Annotated in this window: 20 protein-coding genes and 1 tRNA gene; 4 read left to right on the plus strand and 17 right to left on the minus strand. The window is 64.3% G+C overall.

Going from position 1 to position 24,414, the window contains the following annotated elements:
• Positions 1 to 48: 48 nt before the first annotated feature.
• Entirely contained in the window at positions 49 to 2,217 is a 2,169-nt protein-coding gene (locus AC0L2U_RS15135) for a malate synthase G (RefSeq protein WP_473602124.1), read from the minus strand.
• 232 nt (positions 2,218 to 2,449) lie between these two features.
• Here AC0L2U_RS15135 and AC0L2U_RS15140 point away from each other — a divergent pair, with 232 nt between their 5' ends.
• Positions 2,450 to 2,869 carry a hypothetical protein gene (locus AC0L2U_RS15140; protein WP_128288954.1) on the plus strand — a complete coding sequence of 140 codons (420 nt, stop codon included), beginning with the start codon at positions 2,450 to 2,452 and terminating at the stop codon, positions 2,867 to 2,869.
• Between the two features lie 54 nt (positions 2,870 to 2,923).
• Here the strand turns inward: AC0L2U_RS15140 and AC0L2U_RS15145 are convergent, their stop codons facing one another.
• From AC0L2U_RS15145 to cysK, 6 genes are all read right to left on the minus strand, one after another.
• Positions 2,924 to 4,966 carry a hydantoinase/oxoprolinase N-terminal domain-containing protein gene (locus tag AC0L2U_RS15145; RefSeq protein WP_473602125.1) on the minus strand — a complete coding sequence of 681 codons (2,043 nt, stop codon included), beginning with the start codon at positions 4,964 to 4,966 and terminating at the stop codon, positions 2,924 to 2,926.
• 249 nt (positions 4,967 to 5,215) lie between these two features.
• Positions 5,216 to 5,842: a CDGSH iron-sulfur domain-containing protein gene (locus tag AC0L2U_RS15150; protein WP_473602126.1), complete on the minus strand. Its 627-nt coding sequence runs from the start codon at positions 5,840 to 5,842 to the stop codon at positions 5,216 to 5,218.
• Between the two features lie 114 nt (positions 5,843 to 5,956).
• The gene (locus AC0L2U_RS15155; RefSeq protein ID WP_027040247.1) at positions 5,957 to 6,328 is read right to left on the minus strand and encodes a hypothetical protein; all 372 of its coding nucleotides are present in this window, start codon (positions 6,326 to 6,328) and stop codon (positions 5,957 to 5,959) included.
• 125 nt (positions 6,329 to 6,453) lie between these two features.
• A complete protein-coding gene (locus tag AC0L2U_RS15160; RefSeq protein ID WP_127396247.1) occupies positions 6,454 to 6,810 on the minus strand; it encodes a hypothetical protein in 357 nt (118 codons plus the stop codon).
• Positions 6,811 to 6,859: 49 nt separating this feature from the next.
• A complete protein-coding gene (locus AC0L2U_RS15165) occupies positions 6,860 to 8,347 on the minus strand; it encodes a pyridoxal phosphate-dependent decarboxylase family protein (RefSeq protein WP_473602127.1) in 1,488 nt (495 codons plus the stop codon).
• Positions 8,348 to 8,359: 12 nt separating this feature from the next.
• Positions 8,360 to 9,448, minus strand: a complete 1,089-nt coding sequence (gene cysK / locus AC0L2U_RS15170) for a cysteine synthase A (RefSeq protein WP_473602128.1) — start codon at positions 9,446 to 9,448, stop codon at positions 8,360 to 8,362.
• A 254-nt stretch (positions 9,449 to 9,702) separates the two neighbouring features.
• Here cysK and AC0L2U_RS15175 point away from each other — a divergent pair, with 254 nt between their 5' ends.
• The 3 genes from AC0L2U_RS15175 (at position 9,703) to AC0L2U_RS15185 (ending at position 12,472) form a co-directional block, all read left to right on the plus strand.
• Positions 9,703 to 11,697 (plus strand): BTAD domain-containing putative transcriptional regulator, encoded by a 1,995-nt coding sequence (locus AC0L2U_RS15175; RefSeq protein ID WP_473602129.1) that lies wholly within the window; start codon positions 9,703 to 9,705, stop codon positions 11,695 to 11,697.
• Positions 11,698 to 11,824: 127 nt separating this feature from the next.
• Positions 11,825 to 12,007, plus strand: coding sequence for a hypothetical protein (locus AC0L2U_RS15180; protein WP_013528612.1), 183 nt, complete (start codon positions 11,825 to 11,827; stop codon positions 12,005 to 12,007).
• Positions 12,008 to 12,097: 90 nt separating this feature from the next.
• The gene (locus AC0L2U_RS15185) at positions 12,098 to 12,472 is read left to right on the plus strand and encodes a YkvA family protein (protein ID WP_128288958.1); all 375 of its coding nucleotides are present in this window, start codon (positions 12,098 to 12,100) and stop codon (positions 12,470 to 12,472) included.
• 88 nt (positions 12,473 to 12,560) lie between these two features.
• Here AC0L2U_RS15185 and AC0L2U_RS15190 read toward each other — a convergent pair whose 3' ends face one another.
• The 10 genes from AC0L2U_RS15190 to mepA form a co-directional block, all read right to left on the minus strand.
• Positions 12,561 to 12,869, minus strand: a complete 309-nt coding sequence (locus AC0L2U_RS15190; protein ID WP_027040253.1) for a UBP-type zinc finger domain-containing protein — start codon at positions 12,867 to 12,869, stop codon at positions 12,561 to 12,563.
• On the minus strand, positions 12,866 to 14,545 hold the full coding sequence (locus AC0L2U_RS15195) for an FAD-dependent oxidoreductase (RefSeq protein WP_292457168.1): 1,680 nt from the start codon (positions 14,543 to 14,545) through the stop codon (positions 12,866 to 12,868). Before AC0L2U_RS15195 ends, AC0L2U_RS15190 begins: the two co-directional genes overlap by 4 nt.
• Before the next feature lie 185 nt (positions 14,546 to 14,730).
• Complete coding sequence (locus AC0L2U_RS15200) at positions 14,731 to 16,443, minus strand: UvrD-helicase domain-containing protein (protein WP_473602130.1); 1,713 nt, start codon at positions 16,441 to 16,443, stop codon at positions 14,731 to 14,733.
• On the minus strand, positions 16,443 to 18,155 hold the full coding sequence (locus AC0L2U_RS15205; RefSeq protein ID WP_473602131.1) for an ATP-dependent nuclease: 1,713 nt from the start codon (positions 18,153 to 18,155) through the stop codon (positions 16,443 to 16,445). The genes AC0L2U_RS15200 and AC0L2U_RS15205 overlap by 1 nt, the downstream gene beginning before the upstream one ends.
• Positions 18,156 to 18,407: 252 nt before the next feature.
• Positions 18,408 to 18,492, minus strand: a tRNA-Leu gene (locus AC0L2U_RS15210).
• 73 nt (positions 18,493 to 18,565) lie between these two features.
• On the minus strand, positions 18,566 to 19,186 hold the full coding sequence (locus AC0L2U_RS15215) for a 2,3-bisphosphoglycerate-dependent phosphoglycerate mutase (RefSeq protein WP_128308460.1): 621 nt from the start codon (positions 19,184 to 19,186) through the stop codon (positions 18,566 to 18,568).
• Positions 19,187 to 19,277: 91 nt separating this feature from the next.
• Positions 19,278 to 20,099, minus strand: coding sequence for a 4-hydroxy-tetrahydrodipicolinate reductase (gene dapB / locus AC0L2U_RS15220; protein WP_127382153.1), 822 nt, complete (start codon positions 20,097 to 20,099; stop codon positions 19,278 to 19,280).
• A complete protein-coding gene (locus tag AC0L2U_RS15225; RefSeq protein ID WP_292656613.1) occupies positions 20,096 to 21,955 on the minus strand; it encodes an ABC transporter ATP-binding protein in 1,860 nt (619 codons plus the stop codon). The genes dapB and AC0L2U_RS15225 overlap by 4 nt, the downstream gene beginning before the upstream one ends.
• A gap of 137 nt (positions 21,956 to 22,092) precedes the next feature.
• Positions 22,093 to 23,118 carry a glucokinase gene (locus tag AC0L2U_RS15230; protein WP_127321173.1) on the minus strand — a complete coding sequence of 342 codons (1,026 nt, stop codon included), beginning with the start codon at positions 23,116 to 23,118 and terminating at the stop codon, positions 22,093 to 22,095.
• A gap of 200 nt (positions 23,119 to 23,318) precedes the next feature.
• Entirely contained in the window at positions 23,319 to 24,413 is a 1,095-nt protein-coding gene (mepA, locus tag AC0L2U_RS15235; RefSeq protein ID WP_473602132.1) for a penicillin-insensitive murein endopeptidase, read from the minus strand.
• Position 24,414 lies beyond the last annotated feature (1 nt).

Raw genomic sequence — 24,414 nt, forward strand, 5'->3', positions numbered from 1 at the left:
GGAGAAAGCAGGCCGAAAACCCGCCGCCCATACACGACACTGGCCTATTCAGCTCTGCTGCGCCTTCAGTTCCAGCCGCCGCGCGTGCAGCACCGGCTCGGTGTAACCGTTGGGCTGGACGCGGCCCTTGAAGACCAGGTCGCAGGCGGCGAGGAAGGCTATCGACTTGTCAAAGTCAGCCGCCATCGGCTGGTAAAGCGGGTCGCCCGCGTTCTGGCGGTCCACGATGTCAGCCATGCGCTTCATCGTCGCCATCACCTGGTCCTCGCTGCACACGCTGTGGTGTAGCCAGTTGGCGATGTGCTGTGAGGAAATACGCAGCGTGGCGCGGTCTTCCATCAGGCCGACATCGTTGATGTCAGGCACTTTCGAGCAGCCGACGCCCTGGTCGATCCAGCGGACGACATAGCCAAGAATGCCCTGCGCGTTGTTGTCGAGTTCCTTCTGGACGTCTTCGGGCGACCAGTTCGGCCGCACGGCGACGGGCACCGACAGGATGTCGTCGAGATTCGCCTTGGGCCGGTTCTTCAGCGCCGCCTGCACGGCGTGGACATCGACCTTGTGATAGTGCGTGGCATGCAGCGTCGCCGCCGTCGGCGACGGCACCCAGGCGGTGTTGGCGCCGGCCCTGGGGTGGGCGATCTTCTGTTCCAGCATCGCCGCCATCAGATCGGGCATCGCCCACATGCCCTTGCCGATCTGGGCGTGGCCGGCCAAGCCGCATTCCAGCCCGATGTCGACATTCCACGCCTCGTAGGCGGAAATCCAGGCGGCCTGCTTCATGTCGCCCTTGCGGATCATCGGGCCGGCTTCCATCGAGGTGTGGATCTCGTCGCCGGTGCGGTCGAGGAAGCCGGTGTTGATGAACACGACGCGCTCTTTTGCGGCGCGGATCGCCTCCTTGAGGTTGACGGTGGTGCGCCGCTCCTCGTCCATGATGCCCATCTTGATGGTACTTCTGGCCATGCCGAGCAGTGCTTCGACGCGGTCGAATATCTCGACGGCGAAAGCGACTTCGTCGGGCCCATGCATCTTGGGTTTCACGACATACATCGAGCCCGCGCGGGAATTGGCGCGGCGGCCGTTTGGCCCTACATCGTGCAGCGCGATCAGCGCCGTCATCGCCGCATCCAAGATGCCTTCCGGAATCTTGTTGCCGTCGCGGTCAAGGATCGCCGGGTTGGTCATCAGGTGGCCGACATTCCTGACCAGCATCAGCGAGCGGCCGGGCACGGTCAGCGTGCCGCCGGCGGGCGTCGTGTAGGAGCGGTCAGGATTGAGCTTGCGGACAAAGCTCTTGCCGCCCTTGGTGATCTCTTCCGCCAAATCGCCCTTCATCAGGCCGAGCCAGTTGCGGTAGACGACGACCTTGTCTGGCGCATCCACCGCGGCGACCGAATCCTCGCAGTCCTGGATGGTGGTCAGCGCCGATTCCAGGATGACATCGGCGATCCCCGCCGGATCGGTGCGGCCGATCTGGTTGTTGCGGTCGATGACGATCTCGATGTGCAGGCCGTTGCGCACCAGCAGCACCGCATCGGGATTGGCGGCATCGCCGCGATAGCCGACGAATTGCCTGGGGTCGGCCAGCGTCGTCGAGCCGGCGCCGGCGCTCAGCCGCAAGGCACCTTGCGCCAGCGACAGACCATTGACGCCGGCCCATTTGCCTAGGGTGAGCGGGGCAGCCTCGTCGAGAAAGGTCTTCGTCCAGGCAACGACCTTGGCGCCACGCGCCGGATTGAAGCCCTTGCCCTTTTCGGCGCCATCCGTTTCGGGGATGGCATCGGTGCCGTAGAGCGCGTCGTAGAGCGAACCCCAGCGCGCATTGGCGGCGTTGAGCGCATAGCGCGCATTCATCACCGGCACGACCAGCTGCGGTCCGGCAACATCAGCGATTTCCGGGTCGACATTGTCGGTCGAGACACTGAAGGCCGCGCCTTCCGAAACGAGATAGCCAATCTCTTTCAGGAAGCCCTTGTAGGCCTCCATGTCGACCGGTGCGCCATGCTCGCGATACCAGCCGTCTATCTGTTCCTGGATGGCGTCACGCTTTGCCAGCAGCGCCCGGTTCTTCGGCGCCAAATCATGGACGATGGCCGAAAAACCGTTCCAGAAGGCGTCCGCTTCGATCCCCGTGCCCGGCAGCGCTTCCCTGGCCACGAACTCATGCAGCTCGCGGGCAATCCGCAATCCGGCGATCTCGATGCGGTCGGTCATCAGGCTACTCCAGATGAAAGGCTTTGCGGGCCTTTGGCATGTCAGGTTTGCCGGGTCAATTCAGCTTAGGGTGAAGGTGGCGTATTTGCATCGCTTCGTCCTCCAGAGAGGAGCGCCATCGCAGGGCACAACTTGCCATGTCCAATCGCATATCGCGTCAATTTTCTCATTCCAGTAAACCCGGCTTTATACATTGCCTGTCAAATAAAGCAGGCACCTTTGGAGTATGCCGATGTTGAGATTTGCCTGGCTTACTTTTGTTTCACTCGCTCTTGCATTCGCTGGCGTTGCTCCTGCCGCCGCTGCCGATATCGAGTTCATTGGCACATGGCAGCAGGTTTACTCAACCGGCGGCCAATGTGCCGATTGCAGAGTCGTTATCCGCAGCGATCCCGGCCTGCAGGTCGATGCGAGCAATGGGTGGACCGCCGATCTAAAGGAGAAAACGATCAATGGGGAACAGGCCTTGATCGGAAACGGCAATTGGCCGGGTTCGGCATCAGCGGGGGCTAAGGCCAGAGCCTTGTCGGCAGCGTTCAAGATTCATCAAAATCGGCTGCTTTTGGTCATGCAAATCATCGACCCGAACGGCAGTCGAATACGGGTACACGCAGTATTCGAGCGACTTACTGTGCCCAAATCTTCCATCTGACGGCTGCCATGCGCATGTGTTCAAATGCGCCGGCAGGTTTTCACAAAGGCTGCATCACACCGCAATGCGCGGCCTTCCCGAGGCCACGGCCACGACATGCGCCTCGATGAACATGCGCTGGGCTTCGACGGTCGAGACCCGGAATTCGGTGGCGACGTCGATCTCGGCGCTGTCGGTGCCGGCATCCCTGGCACGCTCCGCGACGATGGCGCGGACATCGGCCTCGGCCGCCGCGATCGCTGCCGCCTCGTCGAGGAAATCGCGTACGGTCTCGCCCGAGGCGAGACGAAACAGCCCTTCTGTGGGCTGGCTGACCCGCGCCTCGGCCGAAACCCTGACCTGGCCAACGACGGCGCCGAGCGCATTGGCGACATCGGTATCCCTGGGCACCACGCAGTCATTGCCGATCAGCGGCGGCAGCCCGGCATAGTGCAGCGGCGCCGAGGCGCCGAGGCCGATGACGGGGCGGTCGAGCGCAACGCTCAGGCGGGCAATGCCGGGATGCGCGTCGACCGCGCGCTGCACCAGGGCGTGCGCCACCGTCGACGCGCCATCGAGCCCGTCCTCGGCAAAGGCGGTTTCGAGGATATATTCGGCCGACCAGCGCGTCAGCGTCACCAGCACCCGTTCCGAAATCGCATCCGGCGAAGCGGCGATGTTCTGGCCACGGCCGTCACGCTTGCGGGCGAACAGTACGGCGCCGAGGCGCGCGGCGATGGGATCCCAGTTCGCCTGCTTGCCCAGCACGTGGGCAGCGTCCGACGGGGTGAAGCCGGCGACATGCACCAGCCCGCGCGACACCAGCCGGTTCAGCGTCGCGTTCTGCGCGTTCGAGGTCAAAAGCCTGTCGACGGCGAGCGGCACGGCACCAATCAGCTCGTAGAGCTTGGCTTCGGCGCCGGTCAGGCCGGCGGCGAGCCGATCCGGCACGCCGGTGCGCACCGCGAAGCGGCCGTCCATGCGGCCGGGATTGGGCGCCCGCAACTGGCGCTCGAGTTCCGATGTGACGGCGCTGCCATGCGCCATGCCGGCCAGCGCCAGCGGCACCAGGCGGCGCGGCCCGAGCAGGATCTTCGGGTTGAGCGCGCCATCTTCCAGCGCCACTTCGGAATCGCCGCCGAGGCCGAAGGTGCGCATGGCGACGGCCTCGACCATGGTGCGGAAGCCGCCGACGGTGGCGCCTTCCGGATCGAGCCTGGGACGGCCGCCATCGAGCACGGCGACGTCGGTGGTGGTGCCGCCGATGTCGGACACCACAGCATTGTCGAGCCCGGTCATGTGGCGGGCGCCGACCAGGCTGGCGGCCGGGCCGGACAGGATGGTCTCGATCGGCCGCTGGCGGGCGAACGCCGCCGAAACCAGCGCGCCATCGCCGCGCACCACCATCAGCGGTGCCGCGATGTTGCGTTCTCCAAGAAAACCTTCGGTTGCCGCCACCAGCCGGTCGATCATCGAGATCAGCCTGGCGTTGAGCAAAGTGGTCAGCGCCCGGCGCGGGCCGCCGAGCTTGGCCGACAGCTCGTGGCTCGATGTGACCGGCAGGCCCGTCTTTTCGCGGATCAACTCGCGGGCGGCGATCTCATGCGCCGGGTTGCGGGTGGCAAAATAGGCGCAGACGGCAAAGCCGGACACCGAGGCGCCGAGTTCCGGCAGCATCGCTTCCAGCCCAGACAGGTCGAGCCTGGCGGCATTGCCGTGCACATCGTGACCGCCCGGACAAAAAACCACCGGATCGGTGCCGAGCGCGGCCTTCAGCCCGTCGCGGGCGAGGTCGCCCTCGGAAAAGCCGATCATCACCAGCGCGACGCGGCCGCCCTGGCCCTCGACAAGCGCGTTGGTGGCAAGCGTCGTCGACATCGACACCAGCTTGATATCAGCCGGATCGGTTCCGGCTTTCTGCAGCACCGCATCGACGGCGCCGGAAATGCCGACGGCAAGATCATGCCTTGTGGTCAGCGCCTTGGCCTTGGCCAGCACCTTGCCCTTGTTCGGCCCCTCTTGCGGGCCTTCCGTTTCAGACCACAACACGGCATCGGTATAGGTGCCGCCGGTGTCGATCCCGAGGAACAGCGGCTTTGGCTTGGTCTTGGCGGTCATTTTTGGCGGCGGTCCGGGTGGCAATTTATTTGTCCCTGCCCTTAGCCGATACGGAGCGGGCGATAAAGCCGCGAGCGCTGGGCCACGGGTAATCTCCCCCCTCGAGGGGGAGATGTCGCCAAAGGCGACAGAGGGGGTCGGCACGACTGGATGCGACTTCATACGAGGCGAAAGAGGAAGCCAGCGCTCTACGCGAGACGACCCCCTCTGGCCTGCCGGCCATCTCCCCCTCAAGGAGGGAGATCGCAGCTACCCCACAAACCCCACCTTCTTGTGCGTCCCATCGCAGAACGGTTTGTTGGCGGAATGGCCGCAGCGGCAGAGGAAGGCGCGTTGCGTACGGTCGACCGTATGGCCGGTTCCGGTGACGATCTCGAGATTGCCCTCAAGCTGGAGCGGGCCATTGGTGGTCGGCGTCACTTTCAGCGGACCATTCCTCGTTTCGAGCGCCGGCGTGTCCTTCAGCGGCGGCTCGCCGGTGGCGGCAAAACCGGACTTGTTGTGGCTGCCGTCGCAAAACGGCTTGCTTTCCGAAGCGCCGCAGCGGCAGAGCGTGGCACGATAAGAAGTCTCGCCGTCGAGCACGATCTCGGCGTGTACCGCCAGCGGGCCGTTTTCCCGCAGCCGCACCGTGTTGACCACCGGTGATTGCTCCTGCGGCCCGCCATCCTTCCTGACATAGGTGATGGCGCCCGACGGGCAGCTTTCGGCGATGGCGACGATCTTCTCAACGCTGGCCGCCTCGGGATGGATCCATTGGCCCGGCGCGTTGGGCACGAAGACATGCGGATCGCCGAGCACGCAGTTGCGCGAATGGATACAGCGCCTGCCGGAAAACCCGACGTCGATCTTGTCGCTTTCGACCATGCCGGCCATAGCTGGGCTCCTTTTGCCTGAAGCACGTCGCGTCTGAACAGTTCGAGGCGGCGCGCGCTGGGTATTTGCACAGGCTATGGCTCCGGCCCGAAGACCGTCAAGCTGGCAAACCGGTCAGGGGACCAGTTCGATCTCCTCGGTCTCGCCGCCGCTACAGGTGTAGCAGCAATCCTCGCATTTTTCCGTGTTACCGGGACCGACGCCCCAATAGGTGCCCTCGTCGCCATCGACCCAGGCGCCGTAGCAGATCGATTCGCCCGCGTTGCAGGATATCGGCAGCTGCTTGGTCTCGCCGTCGTCGAGGAAATAGTCCTTGTCCTCGCCGGGCCAGACATAGTCGCGATCCTGGCTGTAGAGCTCGACGCGCATGGCGTTCGGGTGGCTGTTCTTGATGGCGAAGGTGACATCGTCGGCTTGCGCCGCCGACGCAACCAGCATGACGAAGGACAGCGCGGCCAGCATGCGGCGCGCATAGGCATGAAACATGATAACCCCCCGAATAAGCGGCCCACCCGGCCGCGGGGCAACCATTGCATGCAGCGCTGAATCGCGGAAGTGGACCGGACGAAGCGATCCCTGACTTAATTTGGGTCCAACGACACTTCCGCGCTCTACGGCACCAGATCGATCGTCTCGGTCGAGTGTTCCACGCAGATGAAGCAGCAGGTGTCGCAGGGCTGGTCATTGTCCGGCCCGACGCCGGCCGAGAGGCTGTCGTTGCCGTCGGCCCAGGCGCCATAGCAGATTTGTTCGCCCTGATTGCAGGACAGCGGCACGGATTTCTGCGACTCGGGTTCGATCAGGAACACCTTGTCATTGCCCGGCCAGACCGTCTCACGGTCGCGGCTGAACAGCTCGACCGCGACAGATTCCTTGCGCAGGTTCTTCACGAAGAAAGCCATGTCGGCGGCCTGCGCCGAGGCGGTGAAGACCAGCGCCGTAAGTGCAACCATACGAAACAGCGTCACGGCCTGGATCTCCCGAATCATCGCGGCAGAATCGCATGCCTGCCCGTAACTAGGAAGGCGCGGAACCCTGCGTTGCGATGTCATGCCCCAGCCGCACCGTTTCATGCACCAGAAGGTCGAGATCTTCGCGCCGTGTGCGATGATTGGTGATCGCCACGCGCAACCAGTGCTCGCCATGCACCGTGGTGTCCGAAAGGGCCGCAATGCCCTGTTCCTGCAGCCGCAGCATGACCTCCGTGTTGAGCGTCTTCAGAGCCTCGCCTGTCAGACCGGGCTGATAGCGGAAGCAGACGATGTTGACGGTCGGCGATGCCGCCAGCTGCAATTGTGGCGCGGCCTCGATCAAGCCGGCAAGATAGACAGCCTGGGCAATGTTCTGGTCGATCAGGCGGCCGAATTTCTCGACGCCGTGCTCCTTCAGCGCCATCCACACCTTCAGCGCGCGGAAACCGCGCGACGTCTGCAGGCCGTAGTCGTGCAGCCATTCGCCGGAAGCGAGGCCGCGCGGCGTCGATTCCAGATATTCCGGCGTCACAGCGAAGGTCCCGCGATGCGCGGCGGCATCCCTGACCAGGGCGCAGCCGACCTCAAATGGGGCGTGCAGCCATTTGTGCGGATCGAGCGCGACCGAATCCGCCCGTTCGATGCCGGCGACGCGATGCGCGTTTTCAGGCGCAATGGCGATCAGCGCGCCGATGCAGCCGTCGACATGGAACCAGAGGCCTTCCTCATGTGCCAGCTTCGCAAGCGCCTGCAAATCGTCGATCGCCCCGGTGTTGACGGTGCCGGCCGTACCGATGACGCAGGCCGGCTTGAACCCTGCTGCGCGGTCCTCAGTGATCGCCGCACGCAAGGCAGCGATATCGATGCGCAGCCCGCTATCGGTCGGGATGCGGCGCAGTGCCCGGTTGCCGAGGCCGAGTGCCTCCATCGCCTTGCGGTGGCACGAGTGTATCTGCTCCGAGCCGTAGAAGCGCAGCGGCTTCTCGATGGCAGCAACGCCATGCTCGCGCACGTCGATGCCGGCCTTGACGTTGCGCGCCACGGTCAGCCCGATGATGTTGGCCATCGAGCCGCCGCTGACCAGCGTGCCGCCGGCAGAAGCTGGAAAGCCCAGCATCTCCTTGCACCAGTTCACCACCTGGCTGTCCATCAGCCCGGCGGCGTGGTTGCCGCCGCCGAGGTTCGAGCCCTGGATAGCCGCCAGGAAATCGCCGAGCGCGCCGGTGAAGTTGCTCGACCCCATATACCAGGACCAGAAGCGCGGATGGATGTTGCCCATCGGATAGGACATCACCGTGCGGGACACCTCGGAATAGACAGCATCCAGCGGCGCCGGCGAGCGCGGCAGCGGTGCGGCGAAGGCCTCTCTCACATCGGCCGGCATCTCCCGCCAGACCGGGCGGTCGCGCACATCGCGGAGATAATCGACCGCATCGTCGATTACCCGGTGCGACAGGGCCTGCACATCGGCCCAGTCCAGGGGATCGAGCGTTTCCTCGGCCACCAGGCCGAGGTTTTCTTGCACGGCATCCACGGCAGCCTCCCCTCAAGCCGCCGGGAACTGGCAGCCGGGCGTCGAGCGCGACAGGGCGATCTCGCCGGCGTCCATCTCGGCCTCGATGCCGTCGAACAGCGGCGTCGACATGTAGCGCTCGCCGGTGTCGGGCAGCATGCACAGAATCACCGCGCCGGCCGGCGCCTTCTCCGCGACCTGCCGTGCCACGGCGAAGGTCGCGCCGCCGGAAATGCCGGTGAAGATGCCCTCTTTCCGCGCCAGTTCCCTGGCCCATTTGATGCCCTCGGGCCCGGCGATCGGCATCACCTCATCATAGAGGCTGGTGTCGATCGCTTCCTGCAGCACGTTGGGGATGAAATCCGGCGTCCAGCCCTGGATCGGGTGCGGCTCGAAGGCTGGATGGCTGGCGGCCGGGGCACCATCGGCGCCGCGCTGCTGCACCTTGCCGCTGCCGATGAGCCGCGCGTTGGCCGGCTCGGAGAGCACGATGCGGGTTTCCGGACGCTCGCGGCGCAGCACGCGCGCCACGCCTACCACCGTGCCGCCGGTGCCATAGCCGGTGACGAAGCAATCGAGCCGCGAGCCGGCGAAATCATTGACGATCTCGCGCGCCGTCGTCGCCTCGTGGATGGCGGCATTGGCGGCCGTCTCGAACTGGCGGGCGAGGAACCAGCCATTGGCCTCGGCCAGTTCCACCGCCTTCTTGTACATGCCGAAACCTTTTTCGGCGCGCGGCGTCAGCACCACCTTGGCGCCCAGCATGCGCATCAGCTTGCGGCGCTCGACCGAAAAACTGTCGGCCATGGTGACGACCAGCGGGTAGCCCTTTTGCGCGCAGACCATGGCGAGGCCGATACCGGTGTTGCCGCTGGTCGCCTCGACCACCGTCTGGCCCGGCTTCAGCGCACCGCTGCGCTCGCCCTCCTCGATGATGTTGAGCGCCAGCCGGTCCTTCACCGAAGCGCCGGGATTGAAGTACTCGGCCTTGACGTAGATCGTCGCGTGGGCCGGTCCGAGATTGTTGATGCGCACCACCGGCGTGTCGCCGACGGTGTCGAGAATGCTGTCGAACAGGCGGCCGCGCCCGGCCGTGGTTCTGATCTTCTGCTGCTGCAACATCTTGGTCTCCTTGATTGTCATCGCGTTTTGTCTTCACGGGCCGGTTACAAACCGGCGGGTTGGGCGGCGAGGTTTGGTGACCTTGCCGCGCTAGGACTGACATGCCGCACAGCGGCAATGGCTGCATCCGGCGCTGAAATCCGCTGCCGGATGCGCCGTGTCGTGTTTGGTGATACAGGAGAGGCCGACAGGCCAGCGTGGGAGCAGGCGTGGAAACGCACGTGGAATCCAGCCGATCGAGGCCGGACGGCGACATGCCGGTCCTTTCCGTGCGCCTGCTCGGACCGCTGGCGATCTCCCGCAATGACGTGCCGGTTACGTTGCCGTCGTCACGCAAGCTGCGCGCTCTGTTGGCCTATCTGGTGCTGGCGCCGCATCCGGTCGGCCGCATTCGCTTGTGCGAGCTGTTGTGGGATGTGCCGAACGATCCAAGGGGCGAGCTGCGCTGGTGCCTGAGCAAGCTGCGCGGCGCACTCGACGCGCCGGGCCGACACCGGGTCGTGACACAGGGCGACACGATCGCGCTCGATCTCAGCGATTGCCTGGTCGATGCGCTGGAGGTGAGCCAGGCCGCCACGCAAGGGATCGGCACGCTTGACATCGGGCGCTTGCGGGCGCTGGCCAAACTGTTTGCCGGCGATTTCCTCGACGGGCTGGAGCTCGAGCGCAGCCCGCATTTCAACAGCTGGCTGATCGCACAGCGGCGCCGTTTCCACTCATGCCACGTCGCCGTGCTGGAACGGCTTGTCGCGAGCCTGCCGGCGCGTAGTGACGACGCGATCGCCCATCTCGACACATGGGTGGAACTGGCGCCGTTCGATACGCGTGCGCATGCCGCGCTGCTGACGGGTCTGGCAGGGCGCGGCGAGGCCGGCGCGGCAGAGCAGCATCTGGCTTCGGCGGAGCGATTGTTTCGGTCGGAGGAGCTTGATTTCGCACCGCTTCGCGCGGCTTGGCGGGCGATCCGTGAACAACGGCCCGGGTCCTCGTCACGGACACAGGCGGCCTGCCTGTCCACGCTATCGCCACTGGTGGCCACCATGCCCGCCGCACCCGGCCCGGTCGAGCCCAGCCACGCTTCGCTGGCGGTGATGCCGTTTGTCGAGGAGAGCGGCGGCACGCGCGGCGGATTGGCCGACGGTTTCACCCACGACATCATCACCCGCCTGGCCAAGCTCAGGGATTTCTTCGTCATCGCGCGCGGATCGGTGTTTGCGCTGGCAGAGCAGAACATCGCGCCCGAGGATGCCGGCCGCCGGCTGAATGTCGACTATGTCGCCACCGGCACGGTGCGCAGCCCGTCCGGCCGCCTCATCGTCGGCGTCGAACTAATCGAGGTGCGCAGCGCCAGGATCGTCTGGGCCGAGACCTTCGAGCGCAGGCCCGATGACATCTTTTCCGTGCTCGACGACATCGGCAACAGTATCGTCTCCTCGATCTCGGCCGAGATCGAAACCGTCGAGCGCAACCGCGCCATGCTGAAGGCGCCCAACTCGCTCAACGCCTGGGAAGCCTACCATCGCGGCCTCTGGCACATGTACCGCTTCACCCAGGCGGAAAACGAACAGGCGCGGCATTTCTTTGCCCAGGCCTTGCAGCTCGACCCGACCTTTGCCCGCGCCTATGCCGGCCTGTCCTTCACCCACTGGCAGAACGCTTTCCAGCGCTGGGGCGACCGCGACCGCGAAAGCGCGCTGGCCTTCGAGAGCGCCGGACACAGCCTGCTGGTCGACGACCACAATCCGGCCGCGCATTGGGCGATGGGCCGGGCGCTGTGGCTGCGCGGCGAGCAGGACGGCTCGCTGCTCGAACTCGAGCGGGCGGTCGATCTCAGCCCCAACTTCGCGCTCGGCCACTACGCGCTGTCCTTCGTGCATTCGCAGTCGGGCGACCCGCGAGCGGCGATAGGCTCTTCGGATCATTCGCGTCATCTCAGCCCGTTCGACCCGCTGCTGTTCGGCATGCTGGGCGCACGCGCCATGGCGCATGTCCGGCTCGGCCAGTTCGCGGAAGCGGCCGAATGGGCGCTGAAGGCGGCGGCGCGGCCCAACGCCCACGCCATCATACTGGCGATCGCCGCGCACTGCCTGGCGCTGGCCGGACGGCTCGACGAGGCGCGCGGCTTCGCCGCCGCCATCCGCAAGACAAGGCCGGACTATTGCGCCGACGATTTCATCGGCACCTTCCGCTTCGAGCCGGACGCCGTGGCGCTGTTCCGGCAGGGCGCCGGGCTTATCGGGCTGAACTGAAGCCTGGCATCGCCATCTCTGGGATCGCCTGGGAATTTCGCCTCAATTCCGCTGGGTTAACGAAGTCGGAAGGAGTTGTTTAACCGTTTGCAGCTATGTCACCGCGTGGGGGACCGACAAAGTGAGTATGATGAGCAACAGCCCCGACAAGCGCAATGAATGGCGCGCCATCTTTTACGTGCAAGCTCGCGTTGCCATCCTGTTTGTCCCGGTGGTTGCCAGCCTGCTGATCATAGCGGCGCTTGCCGGCAACGAACGCAAATCCGTTCCCAGCATGATCGACCCGACCGTCACCGGCTCCGTGCGGTAGACCGGCGGTCATCGGCTCTTCGAGATGCTGTCGGAGGCGGGCGCCTGGCGTGCGCTATCGGCGGTTTTCATTTGGCGCTAAAATCATCCGATGGCACTGAATGAGTGGGCCCGAACGATCAAGCGCGATGTGCATGCGCTCTACCTCGCCGCTCGCGATCCCCGAACGCCCTGGTACGCCAAGGCGCTTGCCGTGTGTGTTGCAAGCTATGCCTTGTCGCCAATCGACCTGATCCCCGATTTCATTCCGGTGATCGGCTATCTCGACGACGTCATCCTTGTCCCTTTGGGCGTCCTTGCCGTGGTCAGGATGATACCGCCCGAGGTGATGGCGGAACACAGAAAGACCGCCGCGCTGGCCGCCGACAGGCCGGTGAGCCGCTACGCGGCGGTGATCATTGTTTGTATCTGGACTGCCTCGGTCGTGCTGGCCGGATGGCTGGGATATCTGTATTTCGCCGACTGACTGCCAAGCCGTTCAGCAGGGAGGCCGCCGCCAAGAAAGCCCGGAGGGACCGCGCTTTTCCCGGGATTCCGTCGCCATGCGGCGCCGCTCAAACAAAGCGCGGGATCGGGCCGTTCTGCGGGGTCACGTCGTCGCCGAGGTCGACAAACACCTCGTCGACATAGCACCATGCCCAGCCTTCCGGCGGATCGTAGCCCTCGATGATCGGATGCTTGGTGGCGTGAAAATGCCTGGTGGCGTGGCGGTTGGGCGAGTCGTCGCAGCAGCCGACATGGCCGCAGGTGCGGCAGAGCCGCAAATGCACCCATTGCGACCCGCTCTTCAGGCACTCCTCGCAGCCGAGCGCGCTCGGCGTCACCTTCCTGATGTCGCGCGTATGCCTGCATTCATCCATCATGGTCTCCCTGCTGTTTGAGGTGCGTCCGCGCGCGCGAGATATGCATGCAATGCCGCGACCACCTGGGCGCCTTCGCCGACAGCCGCCGCGACGCGTTTGACCGAACCGGCGCGGACGTCGCCGATGGCGAACACGCCGCTGCGGCTGGTCTCCATCTGCGCCGATCCCAGCTCCGATCCGGTGCGCACGAACCCCCTGGCGTCCAGCGCCACACCGCAATTCGCCAGCCAATCGGTGTTCGGGTCGGCGCCGATGAAGAGAAAGAGATGGCGGATCGGGCGCGTCGTTTCCGCGCCGCTGGCGCGGTTGCGCCATCGCACCGTGCCAAGATTGCCCTCTTCGCCGTCCAGCGCCTCGATTTCGGTCCCGGTCAACACCTCGATGTTGGGCTGCGCCTTGATGCGTTCGACCAGGTAGCGCGACATGCTGGCATCGAGGCTGCCGCCGCGCGCCAGCAGCGCCACTTTGCGCGCATGACTGGCCAAGTAGACAGCCGCCTGCCCGGCCGAATTGCCGGCGCCGACCAGCGCCACTTCCTGGTCCGCGCAAAGCCGCCCTTCGATGGGCGACGCCCAATAGTGCACGCACGTTCCCTCGAACCGCGCCAGATTGGCGATGTCGAGGCGGCGATAGCGCGCGCCGCTGGCGATCACCACGCTGCGCGTGCGCACGGTCTCGCCATCGCCGACATCGAGCAGATAGCGGGCGCCTGACGCGTCGGAGGCGGCGCTCAAAAGCTTCGCCTCGTCCGGGATGACCATTTCGACGCCGAATTTCTGCGCCTGGTTGTAGGCGCGCGCCATCAGCGCCATGCCGGTAATGCCTGTGGGGAAACCAAGATAGTTCTCGATGCGCGAGGAGGCACCGGCCTGTCCGCCGAAGGCGCGGCAATCGAGCACGATCGTCGATAGCCCCTCGGAGGCCGCATAGACCGCCGCCGCCAGCCCTGCCGGGCCGGCGCCGACGATGGCCACGTCATACACCGTATCGGCATCGATCGGCCGCAGCAGGCCGATGCAGCGGGCGAGGTCCTTTTCGCCGGGATTCATCAGCAGCCTGCCGTTTGGACAGAGCACGATCGGCAGGTGGTGCGGATCGACCTCGAAGCGTTCTACCAGGGTTTTGGCGCAGGGGTCGCTGCCGGAATCGAGCACGCGGTGCGGTTGGCCGCTGCGGGCGAGGAAACCCTGCAGCCGCAACACGTCGGCATTGTCCTGGGGTCCGATGATGATCGGCCCGCTGGTGGCGCTCTCCAAAAGCCCGACGCGGCGCAGGATCAGCGCCCGCATGATGCGCTCGCCGAGATTGGCCTCCTGCACCATCAGGTCGCGCAGCCGCTGCGAGGCGATGACGAACGCCTCCACCGGTTCGGCGGCCTGCGCATTGACCAGCGAGGGCCGGGCCGAAAGCTGCGCCAGCTCGCCGACAAAGCTGCCTGGGCCATGCGTGACGATCGTCTCGCGCCGGCCGAGCCCGCCGTCCTGGGTGATGTCCACGCTGCCCGACAGCACGACGATCAGACCGGGCGCCACATCGCCGGCTTCGATGATGTGCTCGCCGGCTGCATAGGCGCTGGCCTCGCCGAACCGGCGCATGCGGTCGATGTCCACCTCGGCCAGCGTAGGGAACGCCTGGTCGCGGCGGGCACCGAAGATCTGGGTGGTGGATTGAGCCATGGCTTTGAGCGTAGCGAAGCGGGCGCGGAGTTTGAAGCGGTTTGTTGAAAAGCTAGCCGCGAGGGCAGGGTCACCATCACCTCAAGAGAAGACGATCGGGTTGCCCTCTCGTTCGGCGCACGCGCCGCTCGATACCGCGTCGAAAGCCAGTGAGGTGCGAACTTGCTTCTGGCAGCCAGGCCCGCTTAGGCGCCGGCTTCCAGAAAACCTCGCGCGAGTAGGGCGGGCCGCAACTCGGCAAGGCTGTTAATTGGTACGCCGAGCAGAAAGAGGTTCCGCGCCCGGGTCAGCGCGACGTAGCCAATTCGACCGTCTTCCGTCGCAACGCCGGCCAGCATTTCCGCCGCATGAGGCTTGCTCGCCACATACAGAACCGCGTCAATACTCTCGCCTTTGACCTGATGAACGGTTTCCGTTCGTAGGGTGACGACGTCCGGCGCCGCTAGATCGGGGGTTTGAAATAGACCTGCATGAGGAAGAGCGGCTTTCTTGAGACGCTGGCCGATGGTGTCGCAAGGTTCGAGACCAAACCGGCTCTTCAAATTCGCAAGCAGCGCCTTCACGTTCTTGACCAGCTTGGGATGCCACTCCGTATCGGCTAGAAGCGCCCCATGTGGTAAGCCGTTTTCGGCATCCCGAACGAATGACCAGATTGTTCGCCGCAATCCGGCCACTTCCGTGCCGCCCCGTGTTATCTTGGAAGTAACATCCCCATGCGCGTCAGCCAGCAGCGCGACGATGCAGCGAAGCGCGATCTTGAATGCCTCTGGATAGTTTCCCATCTGGTCTCGAGCGATGGTAGCCTCGACCAGGCCGCGCACGGTCCCCTGGCCGACAGCTTCATCCGCGCCGCCGAACCGCTTTACCAGGCTTGCCGACCTGCAAACGACCGCCGCATTGCTATCCTTCAGCCCGGCAGTGGCGATCATGTTGCGAAATGTCTCTATCAGCTTTGCGGGCTCGTTCTGCGCGTACCCTACAAAGAAAGCACCGTTCAATTCCGCCGGGGCGGTGCGTGCCCACGTGTCGTTCCTTGCCGTCAGTGCGTTGGCAACTACCACAATGCGCTGCACCGATCGAAAGTTAACTGTCAGGCCGCGGGAAGTCACCCCCGCGCGTTTTCCATACCGTGCGAGGAACTCGCCCGTCGCGCCGGCGAACTCGAAGATGGCCTGGTTCGCGTCACCTATCATAGACAGTTGCGAGCCCGCCTGAATCAATAGGTCAAAAATGGCTTCCTGAGTCGAGCCAACATCCTGGGCCTCGTCGATCAGGATGAACGGATAACGTCGCGACAATGCCTGCGTTAGCTCCGGATTTTCCACGAGCGTCCGGTAGGCCCAGCAACGCCCTAGATCATGGGTATAAGCTCCCGTTTTGCCCAGCCGGTTGACGGCCTTGATCGCCTCGGCGGTAGCAACATCGGTCATAGCATAGCCGTTACGGAACCTAAACCGGTCAAGGCCGCCCTCGCGGGCATGGGTCAGCAATTTAACCGGCTGATTCCGGACACCGTCGTAGAAGTTGAAACCGCCCAGAAATGGTTCGGTCCCGGTGACAAGAAAGGCGCAGCGCGGCGACTGCATGGTGCGATGGGCATGCGGCCGGAGAACAAGACCCGTGATGAACGCGTCGACTGTATCTATCTCCACGAGGGGCATAGCCGCTGCTGCGGGCTGCCCTTCCAGTAGCCGACGGTAATCCGCGCGAAAGGTGTCGACCGCAGCGTTGGAAAAAGACAACAGGGCGAGTCGGGCGCGGCTCCCCGCATGATTGATACGCATTTCCGCCAGGCGGCGAACGGCGGTGCGGGTCTTGCCGCTGCCGGCGCACGCCATCACGCTGAGCGGGCCGTGATCATCACATATGGCGATTTGCTCAGGCGAGAGTTCGACCATCAATGCTCCGCGCACACATGCTTGATCGCATCGATCACGTATTGTGGTACCTGAAATGGCTTGGCCTCGTCGAGGATTTGCGCGGCAAGGGCCTGTGCGAAGCGTCCCTTTTGAACATTACCATGCTTGCGCTCGAACATGCCGCTGAACAGAGCACGCGCTTTGGCGCTGCCGCCTACCGCAGCGTTAACTGTCCCTTCGACCTCGGCGCCAATTACCGGGTGGATCTCCTTCAGCGCGCCGATCATCGTCGGCAGATTTATTTCAATCAACGCGAGATCGTATTCAAAGGTCTTCTGACCGTGAAACACCTTGATCCACGCATCTTCCTTAGCTTTCATCAGTTTGGTGTTAGCTGAAACAACCATTGCATCTTGCGCGCCGGGATACTGGTCGGCTGGCGGATCAGCATCGGTAATTACGGCCACCGGGATCTTGATCGCGTCCTTACCAAAGAGCGGCAGGAAGGAATCGAAATTCAGGCCTTCGACGCTGATGACGCTTACCCCATGCTGGCGCAGATTGTGGCCTGTCTTTTCAGCAAGCGCGCTGACCAGCAGAAGTTCGGCGGCCCCTTCCACGAAGATCACCCGCCGCGCGAAAAACAGCTCGGCCCGGGTCACATCGAGATAGCGTTCAAGTTTCTCTTTTTTCCCTTTTTCGAATTTAATCGTGCGGGGGAAGAAGGATTCAATCTTGCCGCCTGAATCCACAAGGCAGCCCACGCTATCCAGTCTGGCGATGCTCGCGAAGTTCGGTGAGTGGCTGGTGACAAACACCTGAACGGGCTTCTCACCTTCCTTGGCATGAAAGCTGGCGAGGTAACGGAGCAGCACAGCCTGCAACTGGGGGTGAAGATGCGCCTCGGGCTCTTCAACGATCAGACTGCGATATGCAGCATCAGGATTCTTCGCCAGTTCGCTGAGCACCACCGCCATGAAAATCAGATTGTTGAAGCCAAGGCCATTCTGCTCGATCTCATAGAGATCGACCTGCATCGAGAGCCGCGCCGCAAAGCGCTGGAAATCCGTTGGACTTAGGCCGACCTGAAGCGCCTGGGCTAATTGGAAGCCGAGCATTTCCTGATGGCGTCCCAGAATAGCGGTCTGAGTATTGGTTATGGGCGCGAGCTTCTTAAGGTCTTCGTCCAGAACCTTGAGGAGGGCCATGATTCCTTCGCGGCCAGCGTCATCCGAAAGAAGATTGAGAAGGCGCGACAGCTGGCTGGTACGGCTTGGTTTAAGGCCCTGCGCCGCATCCCGTAGTGGCGGCAGATATACGCTGCGCAGATTCTCCATGATATCGGAAGTGAGCGGAACATCATCATGCTCCCCGCACCAGCGCTTGGCGCGAAGGCGCCCCCCCTTGTCCGGATCCGCGTAGCTCGCCCCAATGATCGCTGCGAACTTTCCGCCACCGATCGGCTTCAGGGCCGTGACGAAATCCGCCTCGTCGTCGTGAGTCAGCCCATGAAACTCATATTCGAACGAAATCGCGCCTGCGGGCTTTCCGCCTTTCGGACAGTGAATGTCGTCGGACGAGAATCGGGGATATGGATCATCCGCCCCTGCGAGGATACCACGAAGCGCGTCCACGACTGCTGTCTTACCGACATTATTCGGCCCCACGAGCACGTTGAGACCAGGCTGAAACATTAGAATGGAATTTTCCAGTTTTCGGAAATTTTTGATCTTTAATCTTGCCAAATACATGATGATTCCCCGAGCGAACTGTAGCAGAAGCCGCCTTGAATTTGAACCATACCGCAACGTAGGCATTGCAGCACTAAGGGCCGTGGCTCCGTGCCGCGGTTCGCAAGTATCCGCTCGTTTCGTATATGATTTGGTTTCGCTCAGCGAGCTTGGTTCATGCAGCGCTGCGGCTGAGAACAACAAAAAAGCCCGGACGAACCGGGCTTTCTTTGTCTGCGTCTCTGAACCATCGAGCGGTTCGAAACGGGAATTTGGTGCCCAGAAGAGGACTCGAACCTCCACTCCTTGCGGAACACGGACCTGAACCGTGCGCGTCTACCAATTCCGCCATCTGGGCTGGTGCGGGCTCATGTAAGCGGGCAAGCGATTGCTGTCAACGCGCTTTTTTCGCAGGTGCTCCGTTCGCCGGCTCAGTCGTCCAGCACTTCCTTCGAAGCGACGGTGGAATCGGCGTTGAGCTGGTAGATGACCGGCACGCCGGTGCCGAGTTCCAGCTTGACGATCTCCTCGCCCGACTTGCCGTCGAGCGCCATGATTAGCGCGCGCAGCGAGTTGCCGTGCGCGGCGACCAGCACGGTGCCGCCGCGCAGCACATGCGGCTGCAGGTCGTGCAGGTAATAGGGCCAGACGCGGGCGCCGGTGTCCTTCAGGCTTTCGCCGGCGGGCGGCGGCACGTCGTAGGAGCGGCGCCAGACATGCACCTGCTCCTCACCCCATTTCTTGCGGGCGTCGTCCTTGTTGAGGCCGGAGAGGTCGCCATAGTCGCGCTCGTTGAGTGCCTGGTCGCGGGTGGTCTTCAGATCGCTCTGGCCGACCGCGTCGAGGATGTGCTGGCAGGTCTTTTGCGCCCGGATCAGCGCCGAGGTGAAGGCGATGTCGAATTTCAGGCCGCGCGCCTTGAGTTTTTGCCCCGCGGACTTGGCCTCGGCGTGGCCCTGCTCGGTCAGGTCGACGTCGCGCCAGCCGGTGAACAGGTTCTTCAAATTCCATTCGCTCTGGCCGTGGCGCACGAGCACGAGGGTTCTCGACATGTTTGCTCCCTTCAAGAGCAATTCCAGGAAAAGTGTGAAGCGGTTTTCCGTCCGGAATTGCGTTAAAACAAAGAGGTGTGGATGGTCCGCCTCAGCTCAAGCCGAGCACGTCCCGCATCGAATACAATCCTGGCTTCTTGCCGCGCGCCCACAAGGCGGCCTTGACGGCGCCGCGGGCGAAGATGGCGCGGTCCTCTGCATGGTGGGCAAGCGTGATGCGCTCGCCGGTGCCAGCCAGCAGCACGCTGTGGTCACCGACCACCGAGCCGCCGCGCAGCGTGGCAAAGCCGATCGAGCCGGTCTTGCGCACGCCGGTGTGGCCGTCGCGGACCCGCACGTCGTTGCCGGAAAGGGGGATACCGCGCCCGGCGGCGGCAGCTTCGCCGAGCAGAAGTGCTGTGCCCGACGGCGCGTCGACCTTGTGCTTATGGTGCATTTCGAGGATCTCGATGTCGAAATCGTCGGCATCGAGCGCGCGTGCCGCCTGCTCGACCAGCACCGCCAGCAGATTGACGCCGAGGCTCATATTGCCCGACTTGACGATCGTCGCATGGCGCGCCGCCGCCGCGATTTTCGCATTGTCGTCGGCCGTGCACCCGGTCGTGCCGATGACGTGAACGATGCGCGCTTGCGCGGCGTAGCCAGCGAATTCGACTGATGAGGCCGGGGTGGTGAAATCGAGCACGCCGTCTGCCTTGGCGAAGACCGGCAACGGGTCGTCGCCGATCGGCACATTGATGATGCCGATGCCCGCCAGTTCGCCTGCGTCCTTGCCCAGATAGGGCGAACCCGCCCGCTCGACCGCGCCGATGACCCGCGCGCCGGGGATGGTGTGGATGGCACGGATCAGCGTCTGGCCCATGCGGCCGGCAGCGCCCACCACCACCAGGCCCATATCGCCTGCTTCGCTCATGTGCTCCTCACAGCAGTCTTCTTCGCACGCGTGGCCCGGACCGGAGTTTGGATCGGCTCGCGGTCCTCGACAAGCCCCAGTCCCTTCTTGCCCTGTATGCGGTGGAAGCGGGAATAGATGCTGTCCGGGTCGGCCATCAGCGTCGCATGGGTGCCTTCCTCGACCAACCGTCCCTCTTCCAGCACGATGATGTGGTCGGCATTGACCACCGTCGACAGCCGATGCGCTATGACGATGGTGGTGCGGCCTTGCATGACTTGGGTGAGCGCTTCCTGGACGCGCGCCTCCGCCTCGTTGTCGAGCGCCGATGTCGCCTCGTCGAGCAGCAGGATCGGTGCCTGGCGCACGATGGCGCGGGCGATCGAGACGCGCTGGCGCTGGCCGCCGGAAAGGGTCGAGCCGCCTTCGCCGACCGGCGTGTCGTAACCTTGCGGCTGCTGGCGGATGAACTCGTCGGCTGCCGCCTGTTTCGCCGCCTGCTCGATCTCTGCGTCCGTGGCCGACAGACGGCCGTAGCGGATGTTGTCGCGGATCGTGCCCTCGAACAGATAGGGCGCCTGCGCCACATAGGCGATCGACTGCCGCAGCGAATGCTTGGTTACCTTCGAGATGTCCTGGCCATCGACCTCGATGCTGCCCCGGTCGACGTCGTAGAAGCGCTGCAAGAGCGCCACCAGCGTCGATTTGCCGGCGCCCGACGCACCGACGATCGCCGTCACCTTGCCGGCGGCAGCGGTAAAGCTCAGGTCCCTCAGCACCGGCATGTCGGCGCTGTAGCCGAACGTCACATTGTCGAAACGCACCTCGCCGGTGGTGATCCTCGCCTCGACGGCATCGGCTGCGTCGCCCTGTTTCGGCTCCAGGTCGAGCAACTCGTAGATCATGCGCGCGTTGACCAGGGCACGTTCCATGCCCACCTGTGTGCGCGCCAGGCGTCTTGCCGGATCGTAAGCCATGATCAGTGCGGTGATGAAGGAGAAAACCGCGCCCGGCGGCTGCCCAAGATACAGCGCCCGGTAGCCGGAATAGGCAAGTACGGAGGTGATGGCGAGACCGCCCAGAATCTCGGAAATCGGCGACAGCCGCTCCGAGACGCGGGCGATCTTGTTGTTACGCTGCTCGGCCGTGTCCGCCATGATGCCGATGCGGCGCGCCAGCTCGGCCTCCAAGGTGAAGGCCTTGACGATGGCGATGCCTTGCGTGGCCTCCTGCACGGACCCGTTCAGCCGCGAATTGATCAGGACGGATTCCCGGTTGATACGCCGCAGTCGGCGGGTGATATAGACGACGGCCCAGATCAGTGGAGGGCCGATCAGCAGCGAGCTGAGCGACAACACCGGATCCTGATAGATCATCACGCCAACGAGAGCGACCAGCGTGACAGCGTCGCGGCTGATCGAGGTCAGTGTCAGCGACAGCAGATCGCGAACGCCGCCGACATTCTCGCTGACCTGTGCCGCCAGCCGACCGGAACGCGTATCGTTGAAGAAGTTGACGCCGAGCTTCATTAGATGGTCGAAGCTGCGCTTCTGGTAGCGCGCGACCAGATTGTTGCCGATACTGGCCAACGCGACTGCTTGGCCGTAACCGGCGAAGCCGCGCAGCAGGGAGGCCCCCATGAAACCGGCGCAGATCAACCAGAGCATATCGCCGCGTCGTTCGTAGAAGATCTGGTTGATCATCGGGGCCATGATCCACGCCGTGAAGGCAGTGGTGCCGGAAACGATCAGCAGGCAAGAGACGGCGACGACATAGGTCCAGCGATACTCTTTGCCGTTTTCAGCGAGGATGCGGCGGAGCACCGCTGTGACCTCGCCGGGCCGGGCTTTTTGTTTGTTTGGAGCTTGAAGTGTCAAATCGGGAGCGCTTTGTGGTTTTCCGCCTCGTGGGACCGGGGCTGCAAATTCGGCACCCCTCTTAACGCCCTGCGGCCTGATTGCCTATGCCCGCACCTGATTAACTTCGTCGCGGGGCGCGAGCGCTTCGCTGGCTTTCAGGCCTGCCAGCGCCGGCCCTCCGTCTGGACACCGAACAGCAAGGGGTTCCTGGCATAGGCGGCAAGGCCCAGAAGTGCGGCCAGCGGGTGGGTGATGACGTAGACCGGCATGGTGCGCATCATCGCGCTGTGCGGCGCCTTGTCCTCGAAAGCGGCCCGGAAATTGCCGGCTTTCAGCGCCGGCACGATCTTCTGCGCGATGCCACCGGTGAGGAACACGCCGCCGCGGCTCATGAATACCAGAGCAAGGTCGCCTGCGGTGCGCCCAAGGCAGGTGACGAAGATCTCCAGCGCTTCCTCTGCAACCGGATCGGTTTTCGCAAGTGCCGCGGCAGTGATCTCGGCCGGCGTGGTGAAGGGCGACGGCTTGCCGTCCGCCTTGGCTACCGCCCTGTAGACATTGACCAGACCGCGTCCGCACAGGATCTGCTCGCCCGAAACGCGGCCTTCGAGCTTCTCGATATGCGGAAAAACCTCGAAATCGCGCGGTGTGCGCGGGCCGATGTCCATATGGCCGCCCTCGCCGGGGACCGGTATCCAGTGGTGCAGCGCGTGGACCAGCCCGGCGACGCCGAGCCCGGTTCCTGGACCGAGCACGACGCGCCCGGCATTGGGCTCCGGCGTGCCGCCGCCGATCTTTTCCATGTGCTCCTCGCCGAGCGCGACGACGGCCAGCGCCTGCGCCTCGAAATCGTTGAGCACGACGATGTCGCTCAGGCCGAGGCTGGCGAACATTTTCCTCGGCTTGACGATCCAGGGGCAGTTGGTGAGTTCGATCTCGTCGCCGTCGACCGGGCCAGCCACCGCCAGCACCGCCGAATTGGGGCGCACCGACGAGCGGTCGAGCACGGCCGCCTGGATCGCCTCGTCGATGGTGTTGTAGTTCGCCGTCTGGACGATGGTCGGCTCGCCTGCCTCGGAATTGGCGTCGAGCACGATCGAAAAGCGCGCATTGGTGCCGCCGATGTCGCCGATCAGGATCGGAAACCGCAACAAAGTATCGTCGTCGCCTGTGCGTGGCATGCTCTCGTCCGTCTCCGGCGCCCCCGACGGCATCTGGCCGTTCTTCCGTTGACTAGCGCATGGGTTTGAAAAGGGAAACGGTTTTCGACCCCGGCGGCGCGCTGAGGCCGGCTCTGCGGCCAAACCGCCACGGTTTCGCAAAAATGAGGCGCTGAACCGATTGAGCCTGCCTATAAGCTGTAAGCTATAAGCCGTGATCGTCAGTTTCCAGGCGGTCGCGGTCGCGGTCTCGGCAGCGGCACGCCGATCTCGGGCGTCGCCGTGAAAGCGTTCATCGTGCTTGGCAAGCCGGCGGCGGCCGGAGTGGCGGGCAATGACGGCGCTTCGGGTTCGGGCGCGGCAGCCGCGACCGGCACGCCGCCGCCATGGTAGGTCGCCGCATCGGCCGACGACGGCCCCGGCGCGTCGAGCACCGCGCGGCACTCGCTCGGCAGGTTCGCCATCGTCATCAGGTCGCGCGCCTTGGGCGCATCGGGGTTCTTGTTGGGCCGCCACGGCTCCTGCGTGAACCACCAGGCCAGCGGCTTGCCGCAACCGTCATCGTCCGGCGTCGCTTCCTGCGCCTTGCAGCCGGGCGATCCGGGCTGGCAGCCGATGCGCATGTGAAAATGATAGTCGTGGCCCCAGAACGGCCTGACCTTGCGCAACCAGAAGCGGTCGCCCTTGACGGTGTCGCAGAGCTTTTTCTTGATGCCCGGATTGACCAGGATGCGCTCGACCTGGCCGTAGCTCGCCGCCCGCTTCAGAAGCCTTGTGTGCGCCGGCGTCCACAGCGCGTCCTTCACCAGATGGGTCTTCTCATCGACCATCAAGGTGGCGCTCATCGATTCGCGCTGCGCCATCGACAGCGGGCGGCGGGGCATCGGCGTCAGCCAGATGTCGGCGTCGAGCCCGATCTGGTGCGAGGCATGTCCTGTCAGCATCGGGCCGCCGCGCGGCTGCGAAATGTCGCCGATCAGCAGGCCTGGCCAACCATCGGCCGCTGCGTCGCGCGACAATTTCTCGACTACTGCGATCATCGCCGGATGGCCCCAGCGGCGGTTGCGCGACGGCCGCATCACCTGCCAGGTCGGACCGTCCAAGGGAATGGCGACGCCGCCGGCAAAACAGCCCTTGGAATAGAATCCGATCGACTGCGCCGCGGTCGCGGCCGGCAGTTTCTTGGCGCCGAACAGGTCTTTTGCCCGCTCCTCGGCGCTCGCCGGCTGAACGGCTAACCCAAGCACGGCAAGCAGGCCGAGCGCAGCGGCCAACAGGGGCGTTTTGCCTAGAGATAGCCTCATCGCTGTCTTCATG

This window comes from Mesorhizobium sp. WSM4808 (genome assembly GCF_055811675.1).